This window comes from Streptomyces sp. NPDC001157 (genome assembly GCF_053598255.1).
The window spans coordinates 1-20,633 of sequence record NZ_JBSFJW010000017.1 but is presented as its reverse complement, the minus strand read 5'-3'; the positions used below and the strand labels follow the sequence as shown (position 1 = coordinate 20,633).

The window sequence follows — 20,633 nt, the reverse complement described above, 5'->3', positions numbered from 1 at the left end:
GCGGAACCCTCCGAACCAGAGCCGGCGGCCGTGGGGCTGTCGGCGTCCTGGCGGGCAGACGCGGACGATGCTCGGCGATGGCCAGCCGGCCCAACCGCCGGCCGGGAAGGCCGCGCACGTGGCTTGCCGTCCTGGCGGATTGCGGTGGTGGGGTCACGCGTCGTCGACATCCCCTGAGAGTCCCCGCCCGTCGACATCCGCGACGATGACGACAGTCCCGCGTCCGGTGCGGCCGAAAATCGGCGTCGTCCGTTCCGATTTGCCTGATCTCCAAAGCCATTTCCAGCCGATCATTTGACCGGCGCATGACAGTGTGGCTGTGTGGTGTCACTCTTCTGCAGGAAGTTCACCATTCCTTGACACATTCACCACGCGGTGCACCCGCAGTGCCACCCCAGCCCCATCTCACCCCCCACCTCCTTCCACCCGCATGCCGTGCAGCCTCCAGACCGGCGTCCTCTGCCGCTCCGTGCCGCCCGCGGCCCCATGGGCCGTCATATCGAAGGAGAAACCGTTGCCTCTGCGAGACCGCACCCTTGCCCGGCGCAGACGCGCCACCGCCCTCGCTCTCAGTTCCCTGGGGTCTCTACTCGCCCTGACCCTTCCCGGCCACGCCACCGCCGCCCCTGCCGACCCGAGCCCCACGAAAATCACCGCCAAGCCCCGGGTCGGCGCTCTGCCGGCGTCCCTGACGCCCGCCCGCCGCACAGCTCTGCTGAAGAAAGCCCAGACCTCGGCCGCCGACACGGCACGCCGTGTCGGCCTCGGCGCCAAGGAGAAACTCGTCGTCAAGGACGTCATCACGGACGCCGACGGCACCACGCACACCCGTTACGAGCGCACCTACGCCGGCCTGCACGTCCTCGGCGGCGATCTCGTCGTCCACGACAGCAGCGGTCGCACCACCGTCACCAGGGCGAGCCGGACTGCCCTTGCCGTGCCCTCGCTCAGTCCGAGGATCCGCTCAGCCGCCGCCGCAGCCAAGGCCGAGGCAGCCTCGAAGCGCGCCCGGGTCAAGGGCTCCGAGGTCGAGCGGAAGCCCCGCCTGGTGATCTGGGCCGGCTCCGGAAAGCCCGTCCTGGCCTGGGAGAGCGTCGTCGAAGGCGTCCAACGGGACGGCACCCCCAGCGAGTTGCAGGTCGTCACCGACGCCACCACCGGCAAACAGCTCCTGGCGGCCGAGAAGGTGGACACCGGCACCGGCACCGGCCAGTACGTCGGCACGGTCCCGCTGGGCACGACCCAGTCGGGATCGACGTACCAGCTCACCGACCCGGACCGCGCGGGACACAAGACGTACGACCTCAACCAGGGCACGTCGGGCACCGGCACCCTTTTCACGGACGACAACGATGTCTGGGGAGACGGCCTGCCGTCGAACCGTCAGACCGCCGGCGTGGACGTCGCGTTCGGCGCCGCGGCCACCTGGGACTACTACAAACAGGTGTACGGCCGAAACGGGATCCGCAATGACGGTGTCGCCGCCTACAGCCGCGCCCATTACGGCAGCAACTACGTCAACGCCTTCTGGCAGGACTCCTGCTTCTGCATGACCTACGGCGACGGCTCGGGCAACAACCACCCGCTGACCGCGCTGGATGTCGCGGCCCACGAGATGAGCCACGGTGTCACCGCGGCCACGGCCGGCCTGAACTACTCGGGCGAGTCCGGCGGTCTGAATGAGGCGACCTCCGACATCTTCGCCGCCGCCGTGGAGTTCTACGAGAACCTCCCGGCCGACCCGGGCGACTACCTGGTCGGCGAGAAGATCGACATCAACGGCGACGGCACCCCGCTGCGGTACATGGACAAGCCCTCCAAGGACGGTGCCTCCGCCGACAGTTGGAGCCCCTCCCTCGGCGGCCTCGACGTCCATTACTCCTCGGGCCCCGCGAACCACTTCTTCTACCTGCTCTCCGAGGGCAGCGGAGCCAAGACGGTCAACGGCGTCTCCTATGACAGTCCCACCTACGACGGTCAGCCCGTCACCGGCATCGGCATCCAGAACGCCGCCGCCATCTGGTACCGCGCCCTGACCACCTACATGACCTCCACGACGAACTACGCCGGCGCCCGCACTGCCACCCTGTCCGCCGCCGCCGACCTGTTCGGCGCCTACAGCCCCACCTACCTCGCCGTCGCCGACGCCTGGGCCGCGATCAACGTCGGCAACCGCATCGCCCTCGGGGTCAACCTCGCCCCGATCGCCGACCAGACCAGCGGCATCGGCCAGGCGGTCAGCCTCCAACTCGACGCCTACACCACCAACACCGGAGCCACACTGACCTACGAAGCCACCGGGTTGCCCGACGGCCTGAGCATCAGTCCCAGCGGTCTGATCACCGGCACGCCGACGACGCTCGGCACCGGCGACGTCACCGTCAAGGTCACCGACAGCACGGGAGCGTCCGTCTCGAAGACCTTCAGCTGGCGGATCGCCTACGTCTACGCCAACGCCACCCGCGTGGACATACCGGACAACGGCCCCGCCGTGGAGTCACCGGTGACCATCACCGGCCGCGACGGCAACGCCTCCGCGACCACCTCCGTCTACGTCAACATCGTCCACACCTACCGCGGTGACCTGACCGTCGACCTGGTCGGCCCCAACGGCACCGTCTACTCCCTGCTCAACCGCAGCGGCGGATCCGCCGACAACGTCGACCAGACCTTCACCATCGACGCCTCCGCGCAGCCGCTGAACGGCACTTGGAAACTGCGCGTGCAGGACCGGGCATCCATCGACGTCGGATACATCGCACGCTGGCAGCTGACCCCCTGACCCCCTGACCCCCTGACCCACAGACGGCACACCGCTGCCCGGACTCGCCGGTCCGGGCAGCGGCACAGGGGCATCTCTCTGCCGGCACCGGCTCGCGCAGCTGCTGCCCCCGCGTCGTTCACGCGACGCCCGGCGACGGATGCTCGACGGGGCAGTCCGGGTCGGCTCCCAGGCCGGGGAAGCGGACGGCCGGCGAACCGAGCGCCAGGAGCCTGAACTCAGTGTCGGGCGCTGCCCAGCGGCTGGTTGTATTGACCCGCCAGGTTGTTGACGCGGGCGATGGGTGTTTGTCAGTCGAACATGCCCGCGTAGGGGTCTGGTTCGCCAGTCATCGGGTCCAGGCCCGCTTGGAACCGGCGTTCCTGCTCCTCGTGATGGACGAAGGTACCCACTCGTCCCCACAGAGAGAGGTCGCTGAGGGGGCACGTGTCGAATTCAGCAGTCATGAGGCGCCGCAGGAACTCGGCCATACCGCAGTCGAACAGGGCCCAGTGCGGATTGCCATGTCTTCGCCAGACGACCACAGGCCATCCGTCGGGGTTTGGTCCGGTCATCAGCCAGCCGAGTTCGTTTGCGTTGCAGCCGCTGCCCCAGGGCAGCACTCGGTCAGCGTCCAGTCCAACCCCGGGTACTCCGCCCTCCGTGGTCCACAGCTCGCGGAAGCCGGCTGTGTGACCGGTGATCGATGCCTGCCAGCCGTTCCCGGTCGGCAGAGGCGGGAGCACGATCAGGTCATCGATGCAGCCGCCACCGTAGACAGCCATGAAGTCGCGATAGTCGGCAGGGAGAGGAGTGCTCAGGTGGGCTTCAACTGCCGTCCAGTCCACCCGCTCGTCCGCACCCCATTCGTGGTGCAGGATCCGCTGCAGTGCCTCTATGTCGGTTCGGCTGTCCACCTGTCCTCCTGGCTGCTCGTGCTGGTGCACGATATCCGGCCGAACGCCGGCAAGTGCGGTCGTCAGTCGTTGCAGTCTTGCCCCCATGAGGACGACTGCGAGGTGGAGTGCGGCCTGGTAAGCGATGGCGAGTTTGTCCGTCACGTAGCTCCCCAGCTGGTCGGCTGCGGGTGAGACTGGTCCGCGATGGAGGGGGCTGCGGCCGTGAGAGCCTCTGGTCAGCTTCGCGGCATGAGTTTGTTCAAGCGGGCCGACAAGTCCGAGGGTGCTGGTCACGCGATGGACAGCGCTGACCTGAGTCGCTGTTTTTCAATCCGATCCTGAGGGTGCCGGTCGAACGTGAGTGTCCTTGGGTAGCTGCGGCGGCGATCAGCGAGATCGAGATACTGAGACCTGACGGCGAGAAGCAACACCATCGACTCGGGGTTCACCGGTGGCGGCTGTCCGCCTCCGCCTGGATCAGCATCCGCTTGAGCAGGGCGCTGAGTGCGTCCTGCTCTGCCGGGTCGAGCGGGGCGACCATGGAGTCCTCCGCCTGCCCGCGCAGCTCCATCGCGGCCAGCCAGCGGGTGCGGCCCGCCTCGGTGAGCTCCACGTCCACCCGGCGTCGGTCCTGACTGCTGCGCACACGCCGCACCAGCCCTGACTGTTCAAGGGTGTCCAGACGGCCTGTCATGCCAGCAGGGGAGAGCATGAGTTCAGCCGCCAGCTCGGAGGGGGTGGCCCGCCCCGGGGCCTCGCGCGCGCCGAGCCGGTGCAGTGTGGCGAACTCGAACTCCTGGAGGCCAACCTCGGCCAGGGCGCGGTCTTTGGCTTGGCCGACATGCTTGGCCAGGAGCTGAATGCGGGTGATGATCCCCTCCACCCGCGCGTCGAATGGGGCTTTGCCGCGCCAGCGTGCAAGGTGCACGTCAACGGAGTCGTCCCCTTCTGCGGGCCGCTTCCGGCCCTGACTCTCGGTGTCCATGCTCTCAGCATGCTACGCCAACTTATATTTCGTTGCCAAATAATTCGCTGACGAAATACTGTGCGGGCATGACGCAACCCATGCGCCGACTGCTGGTCGGCCGTACCTGCGCGGCGCTGGCCACCGCGCTGATACCCACCACTCTCACGCTCGCGCTGCTTCGAGGGCATGCCGCAGGCTCTACGGGTTCGGCAGGGGATCTGGGCCTGGTGCTGGCATGCGAACTGCTGCCCATGCTGGTGCTGCTGCCGGTCGCCGGCGTGCTGGCGGACCGCTTCCCGCCGCAGCGGGTCGTGCTCGCTGCCGATCTACTCAGGGGCGCGGCGCAGACCGCGATCGGCGCGGAGCTGCTCTGCGGCCTGGTCCGGGTGCCCGACCTCGCCGTGCTCGCCGCGGTCACCGGCGCCGCGGTCGCCTTCGGCACCCCGGCGGTCCGCACCCTGGTCGCGGCGACCGTCGACGCCGACCAGCGGCTGCGGCTGAACTCGCGGCTGGACGTCGCCACCGGCCTGGCCCAGACCGCCGGTCCTGCTGCGGCGGGCGGCATGATGCTGATGCTCGGCGCCGGGTGGTCCTCGCTACTGACCGGCGCGCTCTTCATCGGCTCTGCGACCACCCTGGGCGGCCTGCACACCCGCCGGGCTACCAGGCCGGCCGACGGCGGCCACTCGGGGTTCCGGGCGCAGTTGCGCGAAGGCTGGACCGAGACCCGGCGCCACCGCTGGTTCCTCACCAATGTGCTGGGCCATGGAGTATGGCATCTGGCGGCCGGCTTCCTGCTCACCCTGGGACCGCTGATCGCTGTCCGGAGCATGGGCGGTGACGGCGCGTGGGTCCTGGTGGCCCAGCTGGGGACCGTCGGCATGCTGGTCGGTGCTTTTGCCGCAGGACGGATGCCGATGCGCCGCCCGCTGGTCGGCGTGGCCGTGGGCGCGGCCGTCCTCGCGCTGCCTCTGGCGGCCTTCGGGCTGGGACTGGCGCTGCCCTGGGCGGCGTCTGCGTACTTCCTGGCGATGTTCGGCCTGGGAGTGCTCAGCCCGCTGTGGGAGACCGCCATCCAGCGCCGCATCCCGCAGGAGGTGCTCGGGCGGGTAGGCTCCTTCGACGCGCTGATCTCGTTTGCCGCCCGCCCGTTGGGCCTGGCCGTGGCTGTTCCGGTTGCCACCCTCCTCGGCACCTCGGCACCACTGCTGGCAGGTGCGGTGCTTGTGGCGGCGGCGAACCTGGCCGTGCTGCTGCTGCCCGAGGCATGGGAGCACCCGGAGCCGGTCATGGCACGGGGCGATGCCAGGCGCGAACCTGTGGCCGCGGCGGGTCAGGGTCAGTCGGAGGCCGGCTCCAGGGCAGCGGACGGCAGGTAGCCGGAGGAATGCAGACCCGGTGTCGGCCCGCGCCGTTGCCTGACTGGCTGTCGTCGTGCCCATCTCGAGGGCCACTACGGGGTCCCGATGGGGTGATCGTGGCAACTGTCGTGGATAAGAACAGGGCGTCTTGGCAGCTCGAAGGGTGTCTACGCCAACAAGCTGTCCAGAAGGCCCTGTTGCCGCGGTTCTACGGCATGGTGGGAGCGGAGTCCACATCGGTCACTCTCGCATGTGACTGCCCGGCGCACAGGTTCGGGAACGCCGGCGACCACGGGGCGCGCCAACGCGGCTACCCGACCGACAGGTCGGACGCCGAGTGGGCGGTGGTCAGGCCGCTGCTGCCGGTGCCGGGCTCGCTGTGGGGCCGGGGCGGCCCGCCGGAGGCATACTGCCACCGAGCGATACCGGACGCGATCCGCTACCTCGTCGACAACGGCACAAAGCGGCGGGCGATCCCGATCGACTTCCCGCCGTGGGACCGGGTCTATGCGTTCTTCCGAGCCGCAGATCGATGCTGATGAGCAAGGGGCGGCCACGCTCACGGCGTTGGCTGTGAGGGTCACGGAGGCGACCGGCTTTCATCGGGGTAGTGGAGGCAACTCCATGGTGATGATTATCTTCGGGCCGGTCACCTTGGCCATGGCGGATGGCAGCACGTCCACGTTCAAGGTCAATATCAACTAGCGGACAGGTGCTGCCGCGTTGAAAGCCTCGGTGCCTCGCCTTGTGAGCGATCAGGCATCGAGAGGACCCGGGGGACTACGCCTGGATCACGGACCGCACCGACGAAGCTGCTTGAGCATGTTTCAAGTCACGTGGCTTTGGGCGGCGCGGCTTGTCGTCGGGATGGGCGGTCCTGCGTCACATAGGGAGCGAGAGCAGCCGCACTGGCCCTGAGGGCCAGCGGACACCGTCGAGCAGGGGCGTCACCATAGTCCGCAACGGCATGGACACCAGACGGTCTTCGGGTTGTTCGACGAGTACGTCCGTGTCGAGCAGGTGCCATCCGAGGCGCTGGTAGAGCGGCACGAGGGGAGGTCGGCAGAACAGGAGTGCGTGCTGGGGGCCCATCGTGCGGGCGTGCTCCAGGGCAGCTGTGACGACGAGCCGAGCCAGGCCCTGACCTCGCATGCCGGGTGCGACGGCCACCCCGCCGACGCCCACCACCTGTGTCTCGGCGTCGCCGATCGCGACAGGCAGGCGGAGTAGGCCGGCGTGTGCCACGAGCCGGTCTCCGTGTCTGATTCCGAAGTGTTCTTCTTTCGGCAGCCAGGTCAGGCCGGCCGAGGCGACACCGAAGGGATCATCGCGGTTGCCGAGGATCTCCTCCTGGTCCGCCTTCGTGTACTGGAGGAGGCGCACCACATTCGGTGCCACAGCGGAACGGTTGTCGGGCATTCTCACATCATGATCTCTCCGCCGAGCGCTGGCCAAGTCGATTCATCCGGCCTCCACCAGGACTCAGGCTCTGGCCGACTTCGCGTGTCTCGTGGCGCTCGATCATGCGAGCCAGCTCATCTCCTATAGCCCTCCGGTTGGTTGCCGCCGTGCAGCGTCCACGAAGGGATGACCGCAGTTCTCAATCAGCGGCCGGAGCGTCCCGGAGGACCGGGCAGCCACTCACTCGGAGCCATCAACGGCAGGTCACCATCAGCTACACCCAGTCCTCCCGGACCACCACCATTCTTAAGGGGTGACCATGCTCATCGTCACCCGCGAAGGTGACTGCCGCTGCAAACTCCCACCGCACCAGCGTGGGCTGGTCGGCCCGGTGTACTTGCGGAGGCACGACATGGCAGGTGAAGGAGCTGGTCGAACCGTTCCGCCTGTACCTCCTCCAGCCCGACCACACGTTCTACCTGCGGTGCACGGACGCCACCCTGCGCGACCGTATGGCCCGAAAAAAGAGGACTAGAACCAGGACGACGAGATGGTCAACGTCCCCGGCCGGCTGACACCACTCCGCACCAATTTCGACAAAATCGCCGCCGCTGACCCCACGGGCGTCATCATCGACACGGACGACAACACCCCCGCTCAACTGGCCGACACCATCACGCCTACCTCACGGAAACGAGCCCATGCCCCAGCTTCAGGACGCCTCCGTGGGCGTCGCCCGCACCAAAGACGGCCGGGTAGCCGTCCTGTCCTCCCGCAGCGCCGAACACGGGGAGATTTTCAATCCCGGTGGCCGGCGCGATCCGGGAATGACTCTCGAGGACTGTGCGCGGCGGGAGCTGAAGGAAGAGGCCGGGGTCGAGGCCACCCGGTGGCAGCGTCTCGGCCCCTACGCGATCACCCTCGGAAACAACGCCCGCCTGTCGCTGTTCCTCGCCTGACACCTCACGCTCGGACCACAGGAACTCAACGACACCGAAAAGGACTTCAAGCTGTCCTGGTGGCCGATGAACGAGGCGATCCAGGTCGCGCAAGGCGGCCGGTTCCACATCCCCCGCGGTCCCGTTGCACCTGCTGCTCGCCGACCGCACCCAACCCAAGGGAGTACCTGAATGCTGAAACGTACGGGAACTGTCGTGGCCGCTGCTGCCGTTGCCGCACTTGCCCTCCCCGCCGACGCCCACGCCGCCGCCATCGCCTGCGGCGGGTCCGTCTCGACCCAGGGCGTCTCCGGCAACGGCTGTATCAGCGCGGAGCGGTGGAAGGACGGCCACGTCTTCATGCGCAACATCACCGCGCACACGGTCCTGACGAATACACGCCCGCACGCCTCCTCGGTCGAGTACGAGGCGTACTTCCGCGTCGTCTCGGGCGGTCACTGGGTGAAGATCGGCAACGGGCGTACCGTCGTCCAGCGACGGTCCACGGTCGGCCCCATCGCCATCGGCTCCACGGACCGCGTCTGCGGCCCGGTCAACGTCAAGGTCGAGATCCGCGTCCATGTCAGGCCCGCCGGGGGCGCCTGGTCCAACTGGAGCAGCGCCGCGACCTCCCAGTGCCAGACCTGAGCCTCAGCACGCGCAGCGCCCCCGCCTCCGCGACCAGGGGGACGGGGGCGGGGGCAGCCGGTACTCGATCGGGTGATGCTGCCGCGTCAGCGCAACCTGACTGACTCGCCCGCAGGTTCGGGACCACGGCCGACCGGCCTGCTGGCCCGGCGCCGCCGGTCCCGCTCGGACATGCGCGATGCCGAGTGGGCGATCGTGCGATATCTCGTCGGTGGGGATCAGTCCCCAGGTGTCGTCGACGGTCCATCCGATCAGCCGCTTGTGGGCAGTCTGGAATGAGTCGAGCTCGTCGAAGAGGTTCCGCCAGGGCGAGTTGGCGCGGTACTTCCACGCGATGGACCCGAGCGTGCGGCGGTGATCGGCACACCGCCGCACGCGAACCGGATCGGCTGCCATCAGCGGCACGGTCCTGCTCCACATCGCATCAGTGATCACTAATCGGAGAGGCACATCCGATCAACTCACCAGCCCATCAGAGAGACGCTCGCTAGCGGGACCCCTCGTTGGTGCCGTGTCTCGTGTCGGCGAGCCAGCAGGCACCGCCCTGGGGGCGCCAGTCGAACCGGTCGAGCATGGCGACGACCCGACGCACCAGAGCCTCGGGACTGCCGCTCCACGCCTCGAAACCGTTGACGCCAAGGTCTCCCACAGCCATCAGCCGGCCGCACAGCAACTCGGTGAGTGCTTCCGTGGCCACGACCCGGAAATCGCGGCCGGTCTGTTCGGCCGTCTCCTGTGCGAGCCCGATCAGCCGGTCGACGGGCACCCAGTCGTCCAGCGCCTCCTCCAGCAGCTCGCTGATGATGAACTCCGTGTTCATGACGGTAGGTGCACCTTCTTTCCCTTACCTGTGACGGGGAAGATATCGATGGTCTCGCCGCCTGAGGCGGATGACGCACGCCACTGGATGATCGTGCCGTCGGGGAGCTGGTACACATCCGGGATCTTCGGTCCGCGGGCCGGCAGCCGCTTGGCGTCCTTGGTCCACCGCTCGAAGGTCTTGCGAAGCTCCGCGGCGGTCGAGATCTCCTTCACATGGCTCTGCTTGCCGTTGGGGAGGGCGTCGAACTCGGCCTTCCACTTGCCGCAGCCGCTGGTGTTGTGAACCAGCAGCGGTGTGCTGCCGGCCACGACGTAGAAAGTGTGCAGATCATCGACGGAGAGGTTGCGGACCTTCTGGTCGGAAGCGGTCCAGGCCCTCACCGCGCCGACCTGTACCCGGGTGCCCGCGCTGGTCCGGAGCCAGGCTCCCGGTCGCAGCTGGTCCGCTGTCGCCCAGGCTTCGAGGTCGTCCACCCAGAACGGGTGCTCGTCCGTGGCCGTGACCGTGGCGGGTCCCTGGTCGGTCTGCACGGTGACGTCGACGAGGTTCTTCTCGCCCTGACCGGTGATCAGAGCCGTGACCGGCTCGGGCTGCCGGCGGCCGGTGTCGGGATCGGCGGCCAGGACGCGATCCCCTTCCCGGACCTGTTCGATGGGCACCTGGGAACCGTCCGCCATCAGCACCCTGGTGCCTTCGGGGAAGCTGTTGCAGGTGACGACCTGGCGCCCCCGCCTATGTGGAGAGCCTCTTCGCGAGGTCGCAGGCAATGCGGTAGGAGCCTTGCGGCAGAGCGTCCCCGCAAGACGCTGTTGTAGTGCCGATCTTGAGAGGTGCGTGTCGACGGGAATCTTGATCGGGTGATCGCAGCTGGCCGCGGGCATGCGCTTCTTGATCACCTGTCCGGTGGCGGTGACGCGGGTCAGCCGCCGGAGGCGGTGCTGTTCTGCTGTGCCGCTTCCTGGAAGTCGGCGACGGCGGCGCCGTACGTCTTCGCCCAGTCGGTCAGGGCGGCGATGGGTTCGGTGAGGGTCTGGCCGAGGTCGGTGAGGCTGTATTCGACCCGTGGGGGTGCCTCGGCATAGGCATGGCGTTCGATCAGGCCGTAGCTCTGAAGTCTGCGCAGTGTCTGGGTGAGTACCTTGCGGGAGATGCCACCGACGAGGTCGACGAGTTCACCGTGCCGACGGGGACTGCGGCTGAGGGCGAACAGGACGACGACGGCCCATTTGTTGGTGATGATGTCGATGGCGAGCCGGGCGGGGCAGTCGGCGAGGAAGACGCTTCCGGCAGAGTCGGGCATGACCGAAGGTTACCAAAAGGTACCTATCGGCTCCGTAGCGTCTTCCTACATGAATACCTCGCACACGAAAACCTATGTTCTTGTCCATGGTGCTTGGCACAGCGGGCGCGTCTGGGACCGGGTGGTTCCCTTGCTCACCCGGGCCGGGCATCAGGTGTTCGCCCCTTCGCTGACCGGCCACGGCGAGAAGGAGCACCTCCTCACTCCGGACGTCGACCTGGACACCCACGTCGCCGACGTCGTCGCTCTCCTCAGCGAGCGGGACCTCACCAACGTGGTGCTGGTCGGGCACAGTTACGCCGGGATGGTCATATCCGGCGTGGCCGGCGAGGTCCCGGACCGGATCGCGCATCTGGTCTACGTCGACGCGATGGTTCCGAGTGACGGTGAGAGCGCGCTGGACGTCATACCCGAGATGACCCGGCGACTGATCGACGCGGCCGCCGCCTCCGACGCCCCCTGGCGCATCCCGCCCGCGCCGGAAATGCCCGCGCCCATGGGCCTGTTCGGGGTGACCGACCCGACGGACACGGCGTGGCTGCGCACCATGCTGTCGGACGAATCGGTGCGCTGCTTCCTGCAGCCGGTCCGGCTGGACAACCCGGCCCTGGACGCGATTTCCCGGACCCACATCCACTGTGTCGGCAGCGCACCGGACGATGTCACGCGCCGCCCAGTTCCGGCTGTGCAGCCGGGCGGCGCTGCGTCGCAGGTGTGGGAGCTGCAAAGCGGCCATGACTGCATGGTCACCGTGCCGGACGCGCTCACCGACCTGCTGTTGAAAGCCGGCTGACCGGTTGCCAGTTGCCTGGCGCAGGGGCCTTGCGTGGCCGCGGCTTGAGCGAGATCGCTCCGTGATGGTCCCAAGCGTCGGACGGCCCGCGCTGCGGAACGTACATGGCAGCGGCTCCCGACTTGTGTCCGTCCCAGTTCCGACCTCCTGGTACGTCACGCTCTGGGGCGCGTGAGGCACGTGGTGGCGACCTGAGCCGACCGGTGCACTGATGTCCGGGTGGGGGCTCATGGGACATGGCCCGGCACCCGGCTCAGGTTCCGGGGAGGATACGGCGGGTTTCGTAGGCCCACATCGCGATCTCGACCCGGTTGCGGGCGCCGAGTTTGGCCATCAGGCTGGCCAGATGCGTCTTCACCGTGCTGAGGCTGATGTGCAGCGCATCGGCGATCTCGGTGTTGGTCAGCCCGCGAGCGACGGCGAGGAGCACCTGCTCCTCGCGGGCGGTGACGGGGGAGACCGGCTGGGCCGCGGGCCGGCCGGCGGGCAGGTCCGCGAATGCCTGGAGCAGACGGACGGTGACGCTGGGCGCGATGAGCGCCTCACCGTCGGACGCCGACCGAACGGCCTGGGCCAGAAGGTCCGGTCCCGTGTCCTTGAGGAGAAATCCGCGGGCGCCGGCACGCAGCGCGCCGTAGACGTACTCGTCGAGGTCGAACGTGGTGATGACGACCACGGCCAGCGGGTCGGCGACGCCCGGGCCGGCGACCGACCGGGTGGCCTCTAGCCCGTCGATCACGGGCATGCGGATGTCGAACAGGCAGACGTCGGGGCGCAGTTCGCGGGCCAGACGTACCGCTTCCCGTCCGTCGGCGGCCTCGCCGACCACCTCGATGCCGGGCTGGGCGTTCAGCATGATCCGCAGCCCGGTGCGGATGATGGTCTGGTCGTCAGCGACGAGGACGCGGATGGGCACCGCTCTCGGCCCTCCCTCTTGGCAGCTCGGCTTCGACATGCCAGCCCTGGTCGGCGCCCGGGCCGGCTTGTAGCGTGCCGCCGAGCAGGTCAGCGCGCTCGCGCAGTCCGGCAAGTCCGTATCCGGCACGGCCTCGGCCGGTGCGTTGGCCGTTGTCACGCACGCTCACCCGTACCGTGTGCCGTTCCGTGGTGACCCGGACGACGACCTCGGTCGCGTTGACCGCATGGCGCATGGCGTTGGTCACCGACTCCTGCACGATGCGGTAGACGGCAGCGTCCACGGCCGGGGACAGCGCGTCCAGTTCGCCGTTGAGCCCCAGGTCGACCCTGAGGCGACCACCCGGGGTGCGCACCAGGCGCTCCAGATCCGCGACACCGGCAGGCGGCGCCAGCTCGGCGCCGGACCCGCGGTCGCGCAGCGCGGCGACCATGGCTCGCATTTCCTCCAGCGTGCGCGCCCCTTCCTCCTCGACCCCCTCCAGTGCCTCGACGGCGGCGGACGGGTCGGTGCCCGCGAGCACCCGGCCCGCCTGGGCGCGGATCACGATGGCCGAGACATGGTGGGCCACCGTGTCGTGCAGTTCCCGGGCGAGTTGCTCGCGCTCGCGGGACCGTACCTGCTCCAACTGCCGCTCGCGGGCGGTCACCCGGAACCGCACGGTGGCTCCCATCAACCCGGGCAGCAGCAGGAAGACGAAGCCCCCCACCTGATCGGCGGCCGGGGTTTCGTCGGTCACGACCGACAGCGCGAAGGCCGCGAGGATCAGCGCGCCGCCCAGCACGATCTCCCGTCCCGATCCCCACCGGGGCAGCGCATACACCAGTACGACCACGATCGCGCCGATGTTCAGGCCGACGTGCTCGCGCGGCGCGGCGACCAGCGAGGCGACCTGGAGCAGGATCACCGAGCCGAACGCCAGCGTGACCATCGCCAGTGGGCGGGTCCGGCGCCACAGGGGCAGCACGCACAGCCAGACGGCGAACACCACCGCCACCGGCCGCCACACGACGTTCTCGCGCAGGGTGGCCTCCAGCACCACACCGCCCAGGCCCGCGGCGAGCAGCGCCCAGTCCCGCCACACCCGGGCGGGCGCGCCGGGCGGCCGGGGTTCGGTCCACAGGGTTCGCAGGTCGTCTCGCAGCACGGTTCTCAGCCTAGGGACCGCGCCGCGGTGCGCATCGGCCGAAAGGACGGGTCGTCAATCCGCCCTGGGGCCGACGGATCCGCGGCCCGCGAGCCGATGCCGCAGAGCGCCGTGGCGACGAACCTCGGCGTCGGCGGCTGTACAAGGACGGCCGACGAGGTGGTTGGAGGACCCGATGCTCTCGAAAGCCCTGTTGCGCCTGGGCGCAAGCGCCGCCCGCCATCCCTGGCGGGTGATCGCGGCATGGCTGATCGCCGCCACGCTTGCCGTCCTCGCCGCGTTCGCCGTCGGCGGGCGGACCGCGGACTCGATGACCGCTCCGGGACTGGACTCCCAACAGGCCGCGCAACTGATCGAGCGGGCCGGCACCGGCCAGGAGGGGATGACCGCCCAAGTGGTCGTCACCCCCCTCGACGACGGTGCGACGTTCTTCGACCACGGCAGCGCGCGCACCGCTCTCACGCGGCTGCGGAACGAGGTGCAGCGGCTGCCGCACGTGCTCGGCACGAGCGACCCGGCGGGGGCACTCGACACGGGCGGCGACACGGCCGTGCGCGGCGGCCTTGTCTCGGCCGACGGGCGGATCGCGGTCGTCCGGGTGCAGTACCCCGACCAGAGCCGGCTGTCGGCCGAAGACCTCCACGCCCTCGTCGATCTCGGCGACCGGCTGCGCGCGGAGCTGCCCCTGCGCATCGAGATGGGCGGGAACCTCTTCTACGTCTTCTCCGACCCCGACGGCGGTGCGAGCGAGCTGATCGGCATCCTCGCCGCGGCCGCGATCCTGTTCCTGGCGTTCGGTTCGCTCGTCGCCGCCGCGCTGCCGATCGGCATGGCGGTCTTCGGGCTGACCGTCGGGGTTGCCACGATGACGGTGCTGGCGGGGGTGACGGACGTCCCGACCTTCGCCCCTGTCCTGGGCAGCATGGTCGGACTCGGAGTGGGCATCGACTACGCGCTGTTCGTGCTCGTCAGGCACCGGGAGTACCTCGCGCGCGGGCTCGATCCCCGCGAGGCGGCGGGGCGAGCGGTGGCCACGGCGGGAAGGCCCGTGGTCTTCGCCGGCGGCACCGTCGTCGTATCGATCCTCGGTCTGGCGGTCGCGAACGTGCCGTTCATGACGGTGGGCGGGCTCGCCGTCTCGATCGTCGTTCTGACCATGGTGGTCGCGTCGGTGACGCTGCTGCCGGCCTTCCTCGGCGCCGCCGGCCCACGCCTGGCCCGGGCCGGCCGGATCGGCCGCGCTCTTCAGACCAGGAAGCCCGGCCGACTCGCACGGCGGGGGGACCCGGCGGCGGGCGCCGCCTCCGCCGCCGGGTGGCGGCGCTGGATCGGGCACGTCAGCCGGCACCCGGTGCCGTGCGCGGTCGGCGCGGCGGGGCTGCTGCTGACCGCGACGCTGCCCGTGCTCGGCCTGCGCGTGGGTCTGCCCGACGACGGCTCACTGCCCCACAACCGTACCGAGCGCCGTGCCTACGACCTCGTCGCCGAGGGGTTCGGCCCGGGTACCAACGGTCCCCTCGTCATCGCAGCGGACCCCGCCGGTGATCCGGGAGTGCTGGACCGACTCGTCGGGGCGGTCGCGGCGGATCCGGGCATCGCATCCGTCGCGCCGACGCATATCGATCGGGCCACCGGCATCGCGACCCTCGTGGTGTTCCCGACCACCAGCCCGCAGGACAAGGCCACGGCCGACACCATCGCCCGGCTGCGCACCGACGTGCTGCCCACGGCGATCGGGCACGGCCCGGCCAGGGTCCACGTCGGCGGCGCCGCCGCGAGCCTGTCCGATGTGGGCCAACGCACCAGCCAACGCCTACCGGTGCTTGTCGCCGCCGTGCTGGCGATGTCTTTCCTGCTGCTGATGCTGGTCTTCCGCTCGATACTCGTACCGCTCAAGGCGGTACTGCTGAACCTGCTGAGCATCGGCGCGGCCTACGGCATCATGGTCGCGGTCTTCCAGTGGGGCTGGGGAGGCGCACTCATCGGGCTGGAAGCGACGGTTCCGATCGTGTCGTTCATCCCGATGTTCCTCTTCGCCATCCTGTTCGGCCTGTCGATGGACTACGAGGTGTTCCTCCTCTCCCGCGTACGTGAGGAGTACCTGCGCACCGGCGACAACGGCACGGCGATCGTCGAGGGTGTCTCGGGCACCGCCCGGATCATCACCTCGGCTGCCCTCATCATGGTGGCGGTCTTCCTGTCCTTCGCCGTCGCCGAGGACCCCTCCACCAAAATGTTCGGGATCGGCCTGGCCACCGCGATCTTCATCGACGCCACGCTCGTACGCATGGTGCTGGTACCGGCGACCATGACACTCCTCGGCAGGACCAACTGGTGGCTGCCGGGGTGGCTGGACCGGATGCTTCCCCGCGGCCCGGTCGGCACCGACGGCACCGACCCGGAATCCACCGGTGAGGCCCCGCGTCCATGGCTGGTCGACCGTTGACCCAACTCCTGCCCGTCCTTGGCGTCCGGCACCTCAGCGCGTCGCCTAGGGGGCGTATCGAGTCGTGATCAGCGGGTGGTCCTGGTGAGGTCTTTGATCCGGATCATCGAGGCGCGCAGGTGGAGACCGGCGAGGTGGCTGTCGGGAGTCTTGTCGTACCGGGTGGCGATGCCTCGCCATGCCTTGAGCCTGTTGATCAGGCGTTCGACGGTGTTCCGCTCCTCGCTCGGGATACGGGCCGTACTCGCCGATCGGCAGGTACGGCTCGATGAACTCCCAATCAGGATCGGCCAGTTGGTCTCGCGTCACGTAAGACCGTCTGTCGGACCGGACCGTGCCACGAAGGCACATCCCGCGAATTGGACCGTGACCATGATCGTGGCCTGTCCGGCGGGGGAAGGACTCCAGGTGGCCGTGCACCAGTTGGCGTCCCCCAGGCAGTCCACCTCGAACAAGTCGGGAAGGCCGTGCGCCGCGAAGGTCTCGGTCGTCATCCTTGCTGGGAACAGGCGCGGTGCCGGTCAGGGAGAAAGCGCCCCGGTGTGCTTCGGGGCACTTGGCTTGCCGCGTCCCATCCAGGTCTGTCGTGGGGTGTGAACCGACGCCGTACTGGTGACCGGATCACAGAGGGTACGCGACCATTGGTGCCCCCCTCGGTCTGAAGCGGTGCTGCGCGTGACGTCAGTCGGTGCAGGTGACGGTGGCGGGCGGCGGGCGACCGCAGGGCCCATGCCAGCAGCAGGCCGGTGGACAGTGCTGTCACGTGGCCGACGGGAGTGACTCGCAGCGTGGTCAGGCCGCTCATGATGTGCGGTGCGCGCACCACGAGCGCGGCGAGTGCGGTCCATCGGTGCCATGGCCGGGCTCCCGCTGCCACCACGGCGGCCAGGGCCGAGACGATCACGTAGGACGGGCCGACGTCCAGCGTTGCACGCAGCGCCGGGTCGGCTTGGCCCGCCGCGATCCGCGCTGCCAGCAGCCCCTCGCTCACCAGGGTGCCGAGGACTTGGCCGGCCGCGATCAGCGCGAGCGCCCGCATGTTGCCGAACCGGATGACGAGAAACGCCAGCATGGCCCCGGCGAAGGCGATGCCGCGCAGACTGGCCCAGGGATCGGCGCCGAACAGGAAGGCGGAGGTGATGAGCGCCTCCACAGGATGATCTCCCATATTGGCCAGGTTGGTCGATGCCCAGGCGTTCACCGCGTGATCACCGCCGTACGTCAGGGACGACGCGGCGGCGAGCAGGGCGAAGCCGCAGGGCACGGGGGAAAGCCGGCGGCGGGCGGGGGTCCGGGAGAGTTCCATGGGGCCGACCCTGGCAGAGGGGGCCCGCCCCGCGGATCTGGCCACGGAATGACCGGCTGGTCTCTGTCTCTGGACAGAGGCGGATGATCATCCTCCCGGCTAGGGTCGGATGTGTGCGAAGCGTCTTGGTGAGACATGAAGCAGTGTCCTCCGGCAGGGGGTTGACGCCCACTCAACTGATCGGGCTGGATGTGCTTTTGGCCATGGCCCTGATGGTGTGGAACGTCTTGTGGTGGACGCTTGGCACGCACCGCACTGGCTGGCCGGCATGGCAGGCCGTGCTGACGTGCTCGTTGGTCTTGGCTGTCGCCGTCCGGCGGCTGCTGCCACTGCCGGCACTGGCGGCGGCATCGGTGGCAATGGCTACCGAGGCCGCGGTCGGCCTGTCGGGGATCATGGCGACTGCCTTGCTGGTGTACGAGGTGGCGGTCACCCGGCCCGCGCGTGTCGCGGCGTACGCGGGCGCGGTGGCAGGCGCCGCACAACTCGCCTTGATGATCCCTCTGCAGGGCATGACAGGGCACTCCTGGGGGCGGCCGGGGATGATCCAAGTCCTCATCGTCGAGGCCGCTGCGTGGACGATCGGGTGGTCCACCAGACGAGGCCGCGCCTATTCCCGAGGCCTGGTCGAGCAGGCCGAGGAGCGGGCACAGCTCCTCCTCGTCGAGGAACGCATGCGCATCGCCCGGGAGTTGCACGACGTCGTGGCGCACAGCCTGAGTATCGTCGCGGTGCAGGCCGGCGTCGGCCATCACGTGATCGGCAGCCGACCTGACGAGGCCGCGAAGTCCCTCTCCGCGATCGAGACCACCAGCAGGGCAGCCCTGGGAGAGCTGCGTTCACTGCTGGGTGTTTTGCGTGATGACGACGGTGCCGAATGGCTTCCCGGCGGACTGGACGACCTCAACACGCTCCTCGAACAGACCCGACGGGCGGGTGTCCAGGTCGAGTTGACGATCAGCGGTCACCCGCACGCCCTGCCCCGAGGTGTGGACCGCGCCGCCTACCGCATCGTGCAGGAAGCCCTGACCAACGTCGTCAAGCATGCCCGCACCAGCCAGGCCCGGGCGACGGTCGCCTACACGCCGGGTGAGGTCGCTCTCACGGTCGTCGATGCCGGAGCCGGCCGCACGACCACCCCGATCACCGAGGGCCACGGTCTGACCGGCATGAAGGAACGCGCCGCCCTCTATGGCGGCGAGGTTCACGCGGGCCCGCTCTCGCCACACGGCTTTCGTGTCACCGCCCGGCTGCCGTACGCCATGGACGCGCGAACAGCCCAGTTCCCCGTGGGCGCCGATCTGGAGGGCACATGACAGTGCGGGTCGTCGTGGTGGACGACGAGACGCTGGTGCGTGCCGGGTTCCGTGTGCTGATCGAGTCGGAAGACGATCTCCAGGTCGTCGGCGAGGCGGCCGACGGGACCCAGGCGGTCGCGGTGATCCGCGAACTGCGCCCCGATGTAGCCCTGATGGACATCCGGATGCCCGGGCTCAATGGCATCGAGGCCATCCGCACGCTGCTCGGCGGCCCCTCTCCGGTGCCCGTCCACGTCCTGGTGCTCACCACCTTCGACCTGGACGAGTACGTCTTCGAGGCGCTCCGCGCAGGCGCCGCAGGCTTCCTCCTCAAGGACACTCCACCCGCACGCCTGATCGACGCCGTGCGAGTGATCGCCACGGGGGAGTCGTTGCTGTCACCCGGCGTCACCCGCAGGCTCATCGAGACCTACGTCCGCCGCCCCGGCTACACAGGCCCGGTCACCCATGCCCTGGACGGCGTGACAGGCCGCGAGCGTGACGTGCTGGGTCTGATCGCACGTGGCCTGTCCAACAGCGAAATCGCAGCCGAGCTCTATCTGACCGTTGGCACGGTCAAGACGCACGTCAGCCATCTGCTCACGAAGCTGGGGGCCAGGGACCGGGCCCAACTCGTCATCGCCGCCTACGAAAGCGGACTGGCCGGGCCCGCACGTCGTTGAAGCACGAACCCACGGCATCGTCGGAAGGGGCGCGCGGCGTTCTGGGCGGCTTCGGCGATCTTGGAAGCAGGAAGCCCACCATGCTGGCCACCCCGAGCTTGCGCGCCTGGAGCCGTCGGGCGCCTTGGCCTTGGGAGCGATTACGACGTAATAGATGACCACTCCTCGAAGGAGTCGCCCTCTAACGAACAGCAGAATCGGCTGCCGCCGCGGCAGAGGACGCCAGCCAACCTTCACGCCGTGACGACCCCGGTACGGCATTGCCGGGAAGAAGCAGGACAACGTCGAGGGCCGCATCATCATCGCCCGGAACATCCACTGGACGCTGCCTGCGCACCTACGGCACGCGCTGGCCAGCCCCATCGCCACCGACCGGCTCGGTGCCCTCGACGGGCTGGCCCACCTGCACCGGATCGGCAACAACCATGTGCGGCGGCCCGCCCTTGAGGAGATCCGGCGGCTGGCCGACGACGACAGCCGGACCGTGTCCGCCGCCGCGGCAGCCCGGCTGCAGAACTTGCTGCCACCGGCCCCCGCGCCTCCGCACGGGCCGGTCGTCGACCCAGCGCCGACCACCACGCCAGTCATGCAAGCACCGGCAAAGCCAGCCGGCTCCGCTCCCCAGCCAACCCAGCCGCGGCCACCGCAGCCTGGCTCCGGGAACGACATCTGGCCTCCTCCCCTCATCAGGCCAGCCCCCACACAGCCGGGGCACATCCGAAATCCAGGGCAGGATGCGCGGGAGGCACGAAACAGGGCCAACACCGGCTCAAGGGCGGGGCTGGCTCACGTCTCCGAAACCACAGGCCCTTGCGTTCCAGCACGGGAACGGGCGGCAACGCCACGCACTGCTAGGGTCTGTTGTGAAAGTGCTGGTCACAGCCACTCATTGAGGACTGCGACCAGCACGGTCGCTTCGTAGCGGACCGCGAGTTTGTCGTACCTC

19 protein-coding genes and 2 pseudogenes are annotated in these 20,633 nt (G+C 69.1%); 11 read left to right on the top strand and 10 right to left on the bottom strand.

The window, feature by feature from the left end:
- The first annotated feature begins 514 nt into the window (after positions 1–514).
- Complete coding sequence (locus ACWDAG_RS26725; RefSeq protein WP_450698102.1) at positions 515–2,782, top strand: M4 family metallopeptidase; 2,268 nt, start codon at positions 515–517, stop codon at positions 2,780–2,782.
- Positions 2,783–3,072: 290 nt separating this feature from the next.
- On the opposite strand, the gene ACWDAG_RS26720 is transcribed toward ACWDAG_RS26725, so the two are convergent.
- A complete protein-coding gene (locus ACWDAG_RS26720) occupies positions 3,073–3,822 on the bottom strand; it encodes an SMI1/KNR4 family protein (protein ID WP_450698101.1) in 750 nt (249 codons plus the stop codon).
- A 283-nt stretch (positions 3,823–4,105) separates the two neighbouring features.
- Positions 4,106–4,645, bottom strand: coding sequence for a MarR family winged helix-turn-helix transcriptional regulator (locus tag ACWDAG_RS26715; protein WP_450698100.1), 540 nt, complete (start codon positions 4,643–4,645; stop codon positions 4,106–4,108).
- 68 nt (positions 4,646–4,713) lie between these two features.
- Here ACWDAG_RS26715 and ACWDAG_RS26710 point away from each other — a divergent pair, with 68 nt between their 5' ends.
- The 3 genes from ACWDAG_RS26710 to ACWDAG_RS26700 all read left to right on the top strand — a co-directional run bounded on the left by ACWDAG_RS26710 (position 4,714) and on the right by ACWDAG_RS26700 (position 6,693).
- Complete coding sequence (locus ACWDAG_RS26710; protein ID WP_450698099.1) at positions 4,714–6,006, top strand: MFS transporter; 1,293 nt, start codon at positions 4,714–4,716, stop codon at positions 6,004–6,006.
- Between the two features lie 179 nt (positions 6,007–6,185).
- A complete protein-coding gene (locus tag ACWDAG_RS26705; RefSeq protein WP_450698098.1) occupies positions 6,186–6,527 on the top strand; it encodes a transposase in 342 nt (113 codons plus the stop codon).
- Positions 6,496–6,693, top strand: a complete 198-nt coding sequence (locus ACWDAG_RS26700; protein WP_450698097.1) for a hypothetical protein — start codon at positions 6,496–6,498, stop codon at positions 6,691–6,693. Before ACWDAG_RS26705 ends, ACWDAG_RS26700 begins: the two co-directional genes overlap by 32 nt.
- 177 nt (positions 6,694–6,870) lie before the next feature.
- On the opposite strand, the gene ACWDAG_RS26695 is transcribed toward ACWDAG_RS26700, so the two are convergent.
- Positions 6,871–7,407: a GNAT family N-acetyltransferase gene (locus tag ACWDAG_RS26695; RefSeq protein ID WP_450698096.1), complete on the bottom strand. Its 537-nt coding sequence runs from the start codon at positions 7,405–7,407 to the stop codon at positions 6,871–6,873.
- A gap of 301 nt (positions 7,408–7,708) precedes the next feature.
- On the opposite strand from ACWDAG_RS26695, the pseudogene ACWDAG_RS26690 reads away from it, so the two are divergent.
- The 3 genes and pseudogenes from ACWDAG_RS26690 to ACWDAG_RS26680 all read left to right on the top strand — a co-directional run.
- Positions 7,709–7,801 (top strand): annotated as a pseudogene (locus ACWDAG_RS26690) (IS5/IS1182 family transposase); the annotation flags it as partial.
- Positions 7,802–8,090: 289 nt separating this feature from the next.
- Positions 8,091–8,348: an NUDIX hydrolase gene (locus ACWDAG_RS26685; RefSeq protein WP_450698095.1), complete on the top strand. Its 258-nt coding sequence runs from the start codon at positions 8,091–8,093 to the stop codon at positions 8,346–8,348.
- Positions 8,349–8,519: 171 nt separating this feature from the next.
- On the top strand, positions 8,520–8,975 hold the full coding sequence (locus ACWDAG_RS26680; protein ID WP_450698094.1) for a hypothetical protein: 456 nt from the start codon (positions 8,520–8,522) through the stop codon (positions 8,973–8,975).
- 225 nt (positions 8,976–9,200) lie between these two features.
- On the opposite strand, the pseudogene ACWDAG_RS26675 reads toward ACWDAG_RS26680, so the two are convergent.
- The 4 genes and pseudogenes from ACWDAG_RS26675 to ACWDAG_RS26660 form a co-directional block, all read right to left on the bottom strand.
- Positions 9,201–9,395: pseudogene (locus tag ACWDAG_RS26675) on the bottom strand (transposase); the annotation flags it as partial.
- 67 nt (positions 9,396–9,462) lie between these two features.
- Entirely contained in the window at positions 9,463–9,795 is a 333-nt protein-coding gene (locus tag ACWDAG_RS26670) for a hypothetical protein (protein WP_450698093.1), read from the bottom strand.
- On the bottom strand, positions 9,792–10,679 hold the full coding sequence (locus ACWDAG_RS26665) for a Hint domain-containing protein (protein WP_450698092.1): 888 nt from the start codon (positions 10,677–10,679) through the stop codon (positions 9,792–9,794). The genes ACWDAG_RS26670 and ACWDAG_RS26665 overlap by 4 nt, the downstream gene beginning before the upstream one ends.
- A gap of 38 nt (positions 10,680–10,717) precedes the next feature.
- Positions 10,718–11,098: a winged helix-turn-helix transcriptional regulator gene (locus ACWDAG_RS26660; protein WP_450698091.1), complete on the bottom strand. Its 381-nt coding sequence runs from the start codon at positions 11,096–11,098 to the stop codon at positions 10,718–10,720.
- A 49-nt stretch (positions 11,099–11,147) separates the two neighbouring features.
- Between ACWDAG_RS26660 and ACWDAG_RS26655 the strand changes: the two genes are divergently transcribed.
- Positions 11,148–11,891: an alpha/beta fold hydrolase gene (locus ACWDAG_RS26655; protein WP_450698229.1), complete on the top strand. Its 744-nt coding sequence runs from the start codon at positions 11,148–11,150 to the stop codon at positions 11,889–11,891.
- Positions 11,892–12,144: 253 nt separating this feature from the next.
- On the opposite strand, the gene ACWDAG_RS26650 is transcribed toward ACWDAG_RS26655, so the two are convergent.
- Both ACWDAG_RS26650 and ACWDAG_RS26645 read right to left on the bottom strand, forming a co-directional pair.
- Entirely contained in the window at positions 12,145–12,807 is a 663-nt protein-coding gene (locus tag ACWDAG_RS26650) for a response regulator (protein WP_450698090.1), read from the bottom strand.
- Positions 12,782–13,954 carry a sensor histidine kinase gene (locus tag ACWDAG_RS26645; RefSeq protein WP_450698089.1) on the bottom strand — a complete coding sequence of 391 codons (1,173 nt, stop codon included), beginning with the start codon at positions 13,952–13,954 and terminating at the stop codon, positions 12,782–12,784. The genes ACWDAG_RS26650 and ACWDAG_RS26645 overlap by 26 nt, the downstream gene beginning before the upstream one ends.
- Positions 13,955–14,129: 175 nt before the next feature.
- Between ACWDAG_RS26645 and ACWDAG_RS26640 the strand changes: the two genes are divergently transcribed.
- Positions 14,130–16,400 (top strand): MMPL family transporter, encoded by a 2,271-nt coding sequence (locus ACWDAG_RS26640; protein ID WP_450698088.1) that lies wholly within the window; start codon positions 14,130–14,132, stop codon positions 16,398–16,400.
- 490 nt (positions 16,401–16,890) lie between these two features.
- On the opposite strand, the gene ACWDAG_RS26635 is transcribed toward ACWDAG_RS26640, so the two are convergent.
- Complete coding sequence (locus ACWDAG_RS26635) at positions 16,891–17,706, bottom strand: rhomboid-like protein (protein ID WP_450698087.1); 816 nt, start codon at positions 17,704–17,706, stop codon at positions 16,891–16,893.
- A 299-nt stretch (positions 17,707–18,005) separates the two neighbouring features.
- Between ACWDAG_RS26635 and ACWDAG_RS26630 the strand changes: the two genes are divergently transcribed.
- Positions 18,006–19,022 (top strand): sensor histidine kinase, encoded by a 1,017-nt coding sequence (locus tag ACWDAG_RS26630; protein WP_450698086.1) that lies wholly within the window; start codon positions 18,006–18,008, stop codon positions 19,020–19,022.
- Positions 19,019–19,687 carry a response regulator gene (locus ACWDAG_RS26625; RefSeq protein WP_450698085.1) on the top strand — a complete coding sequence of 223 codons (669 nt, stop codon included), beginning with the start codon at positions 19,019–19,021 and terminating at the stop codon, positions 19,685–19,687. Before ACWDAG_RS26630 ends, ACWDAG_RS26625 begins: the two co-directional genes overlap by 4 nt.
- Positions 19,688–20,633: the final 946 nt, after the last annotated feature.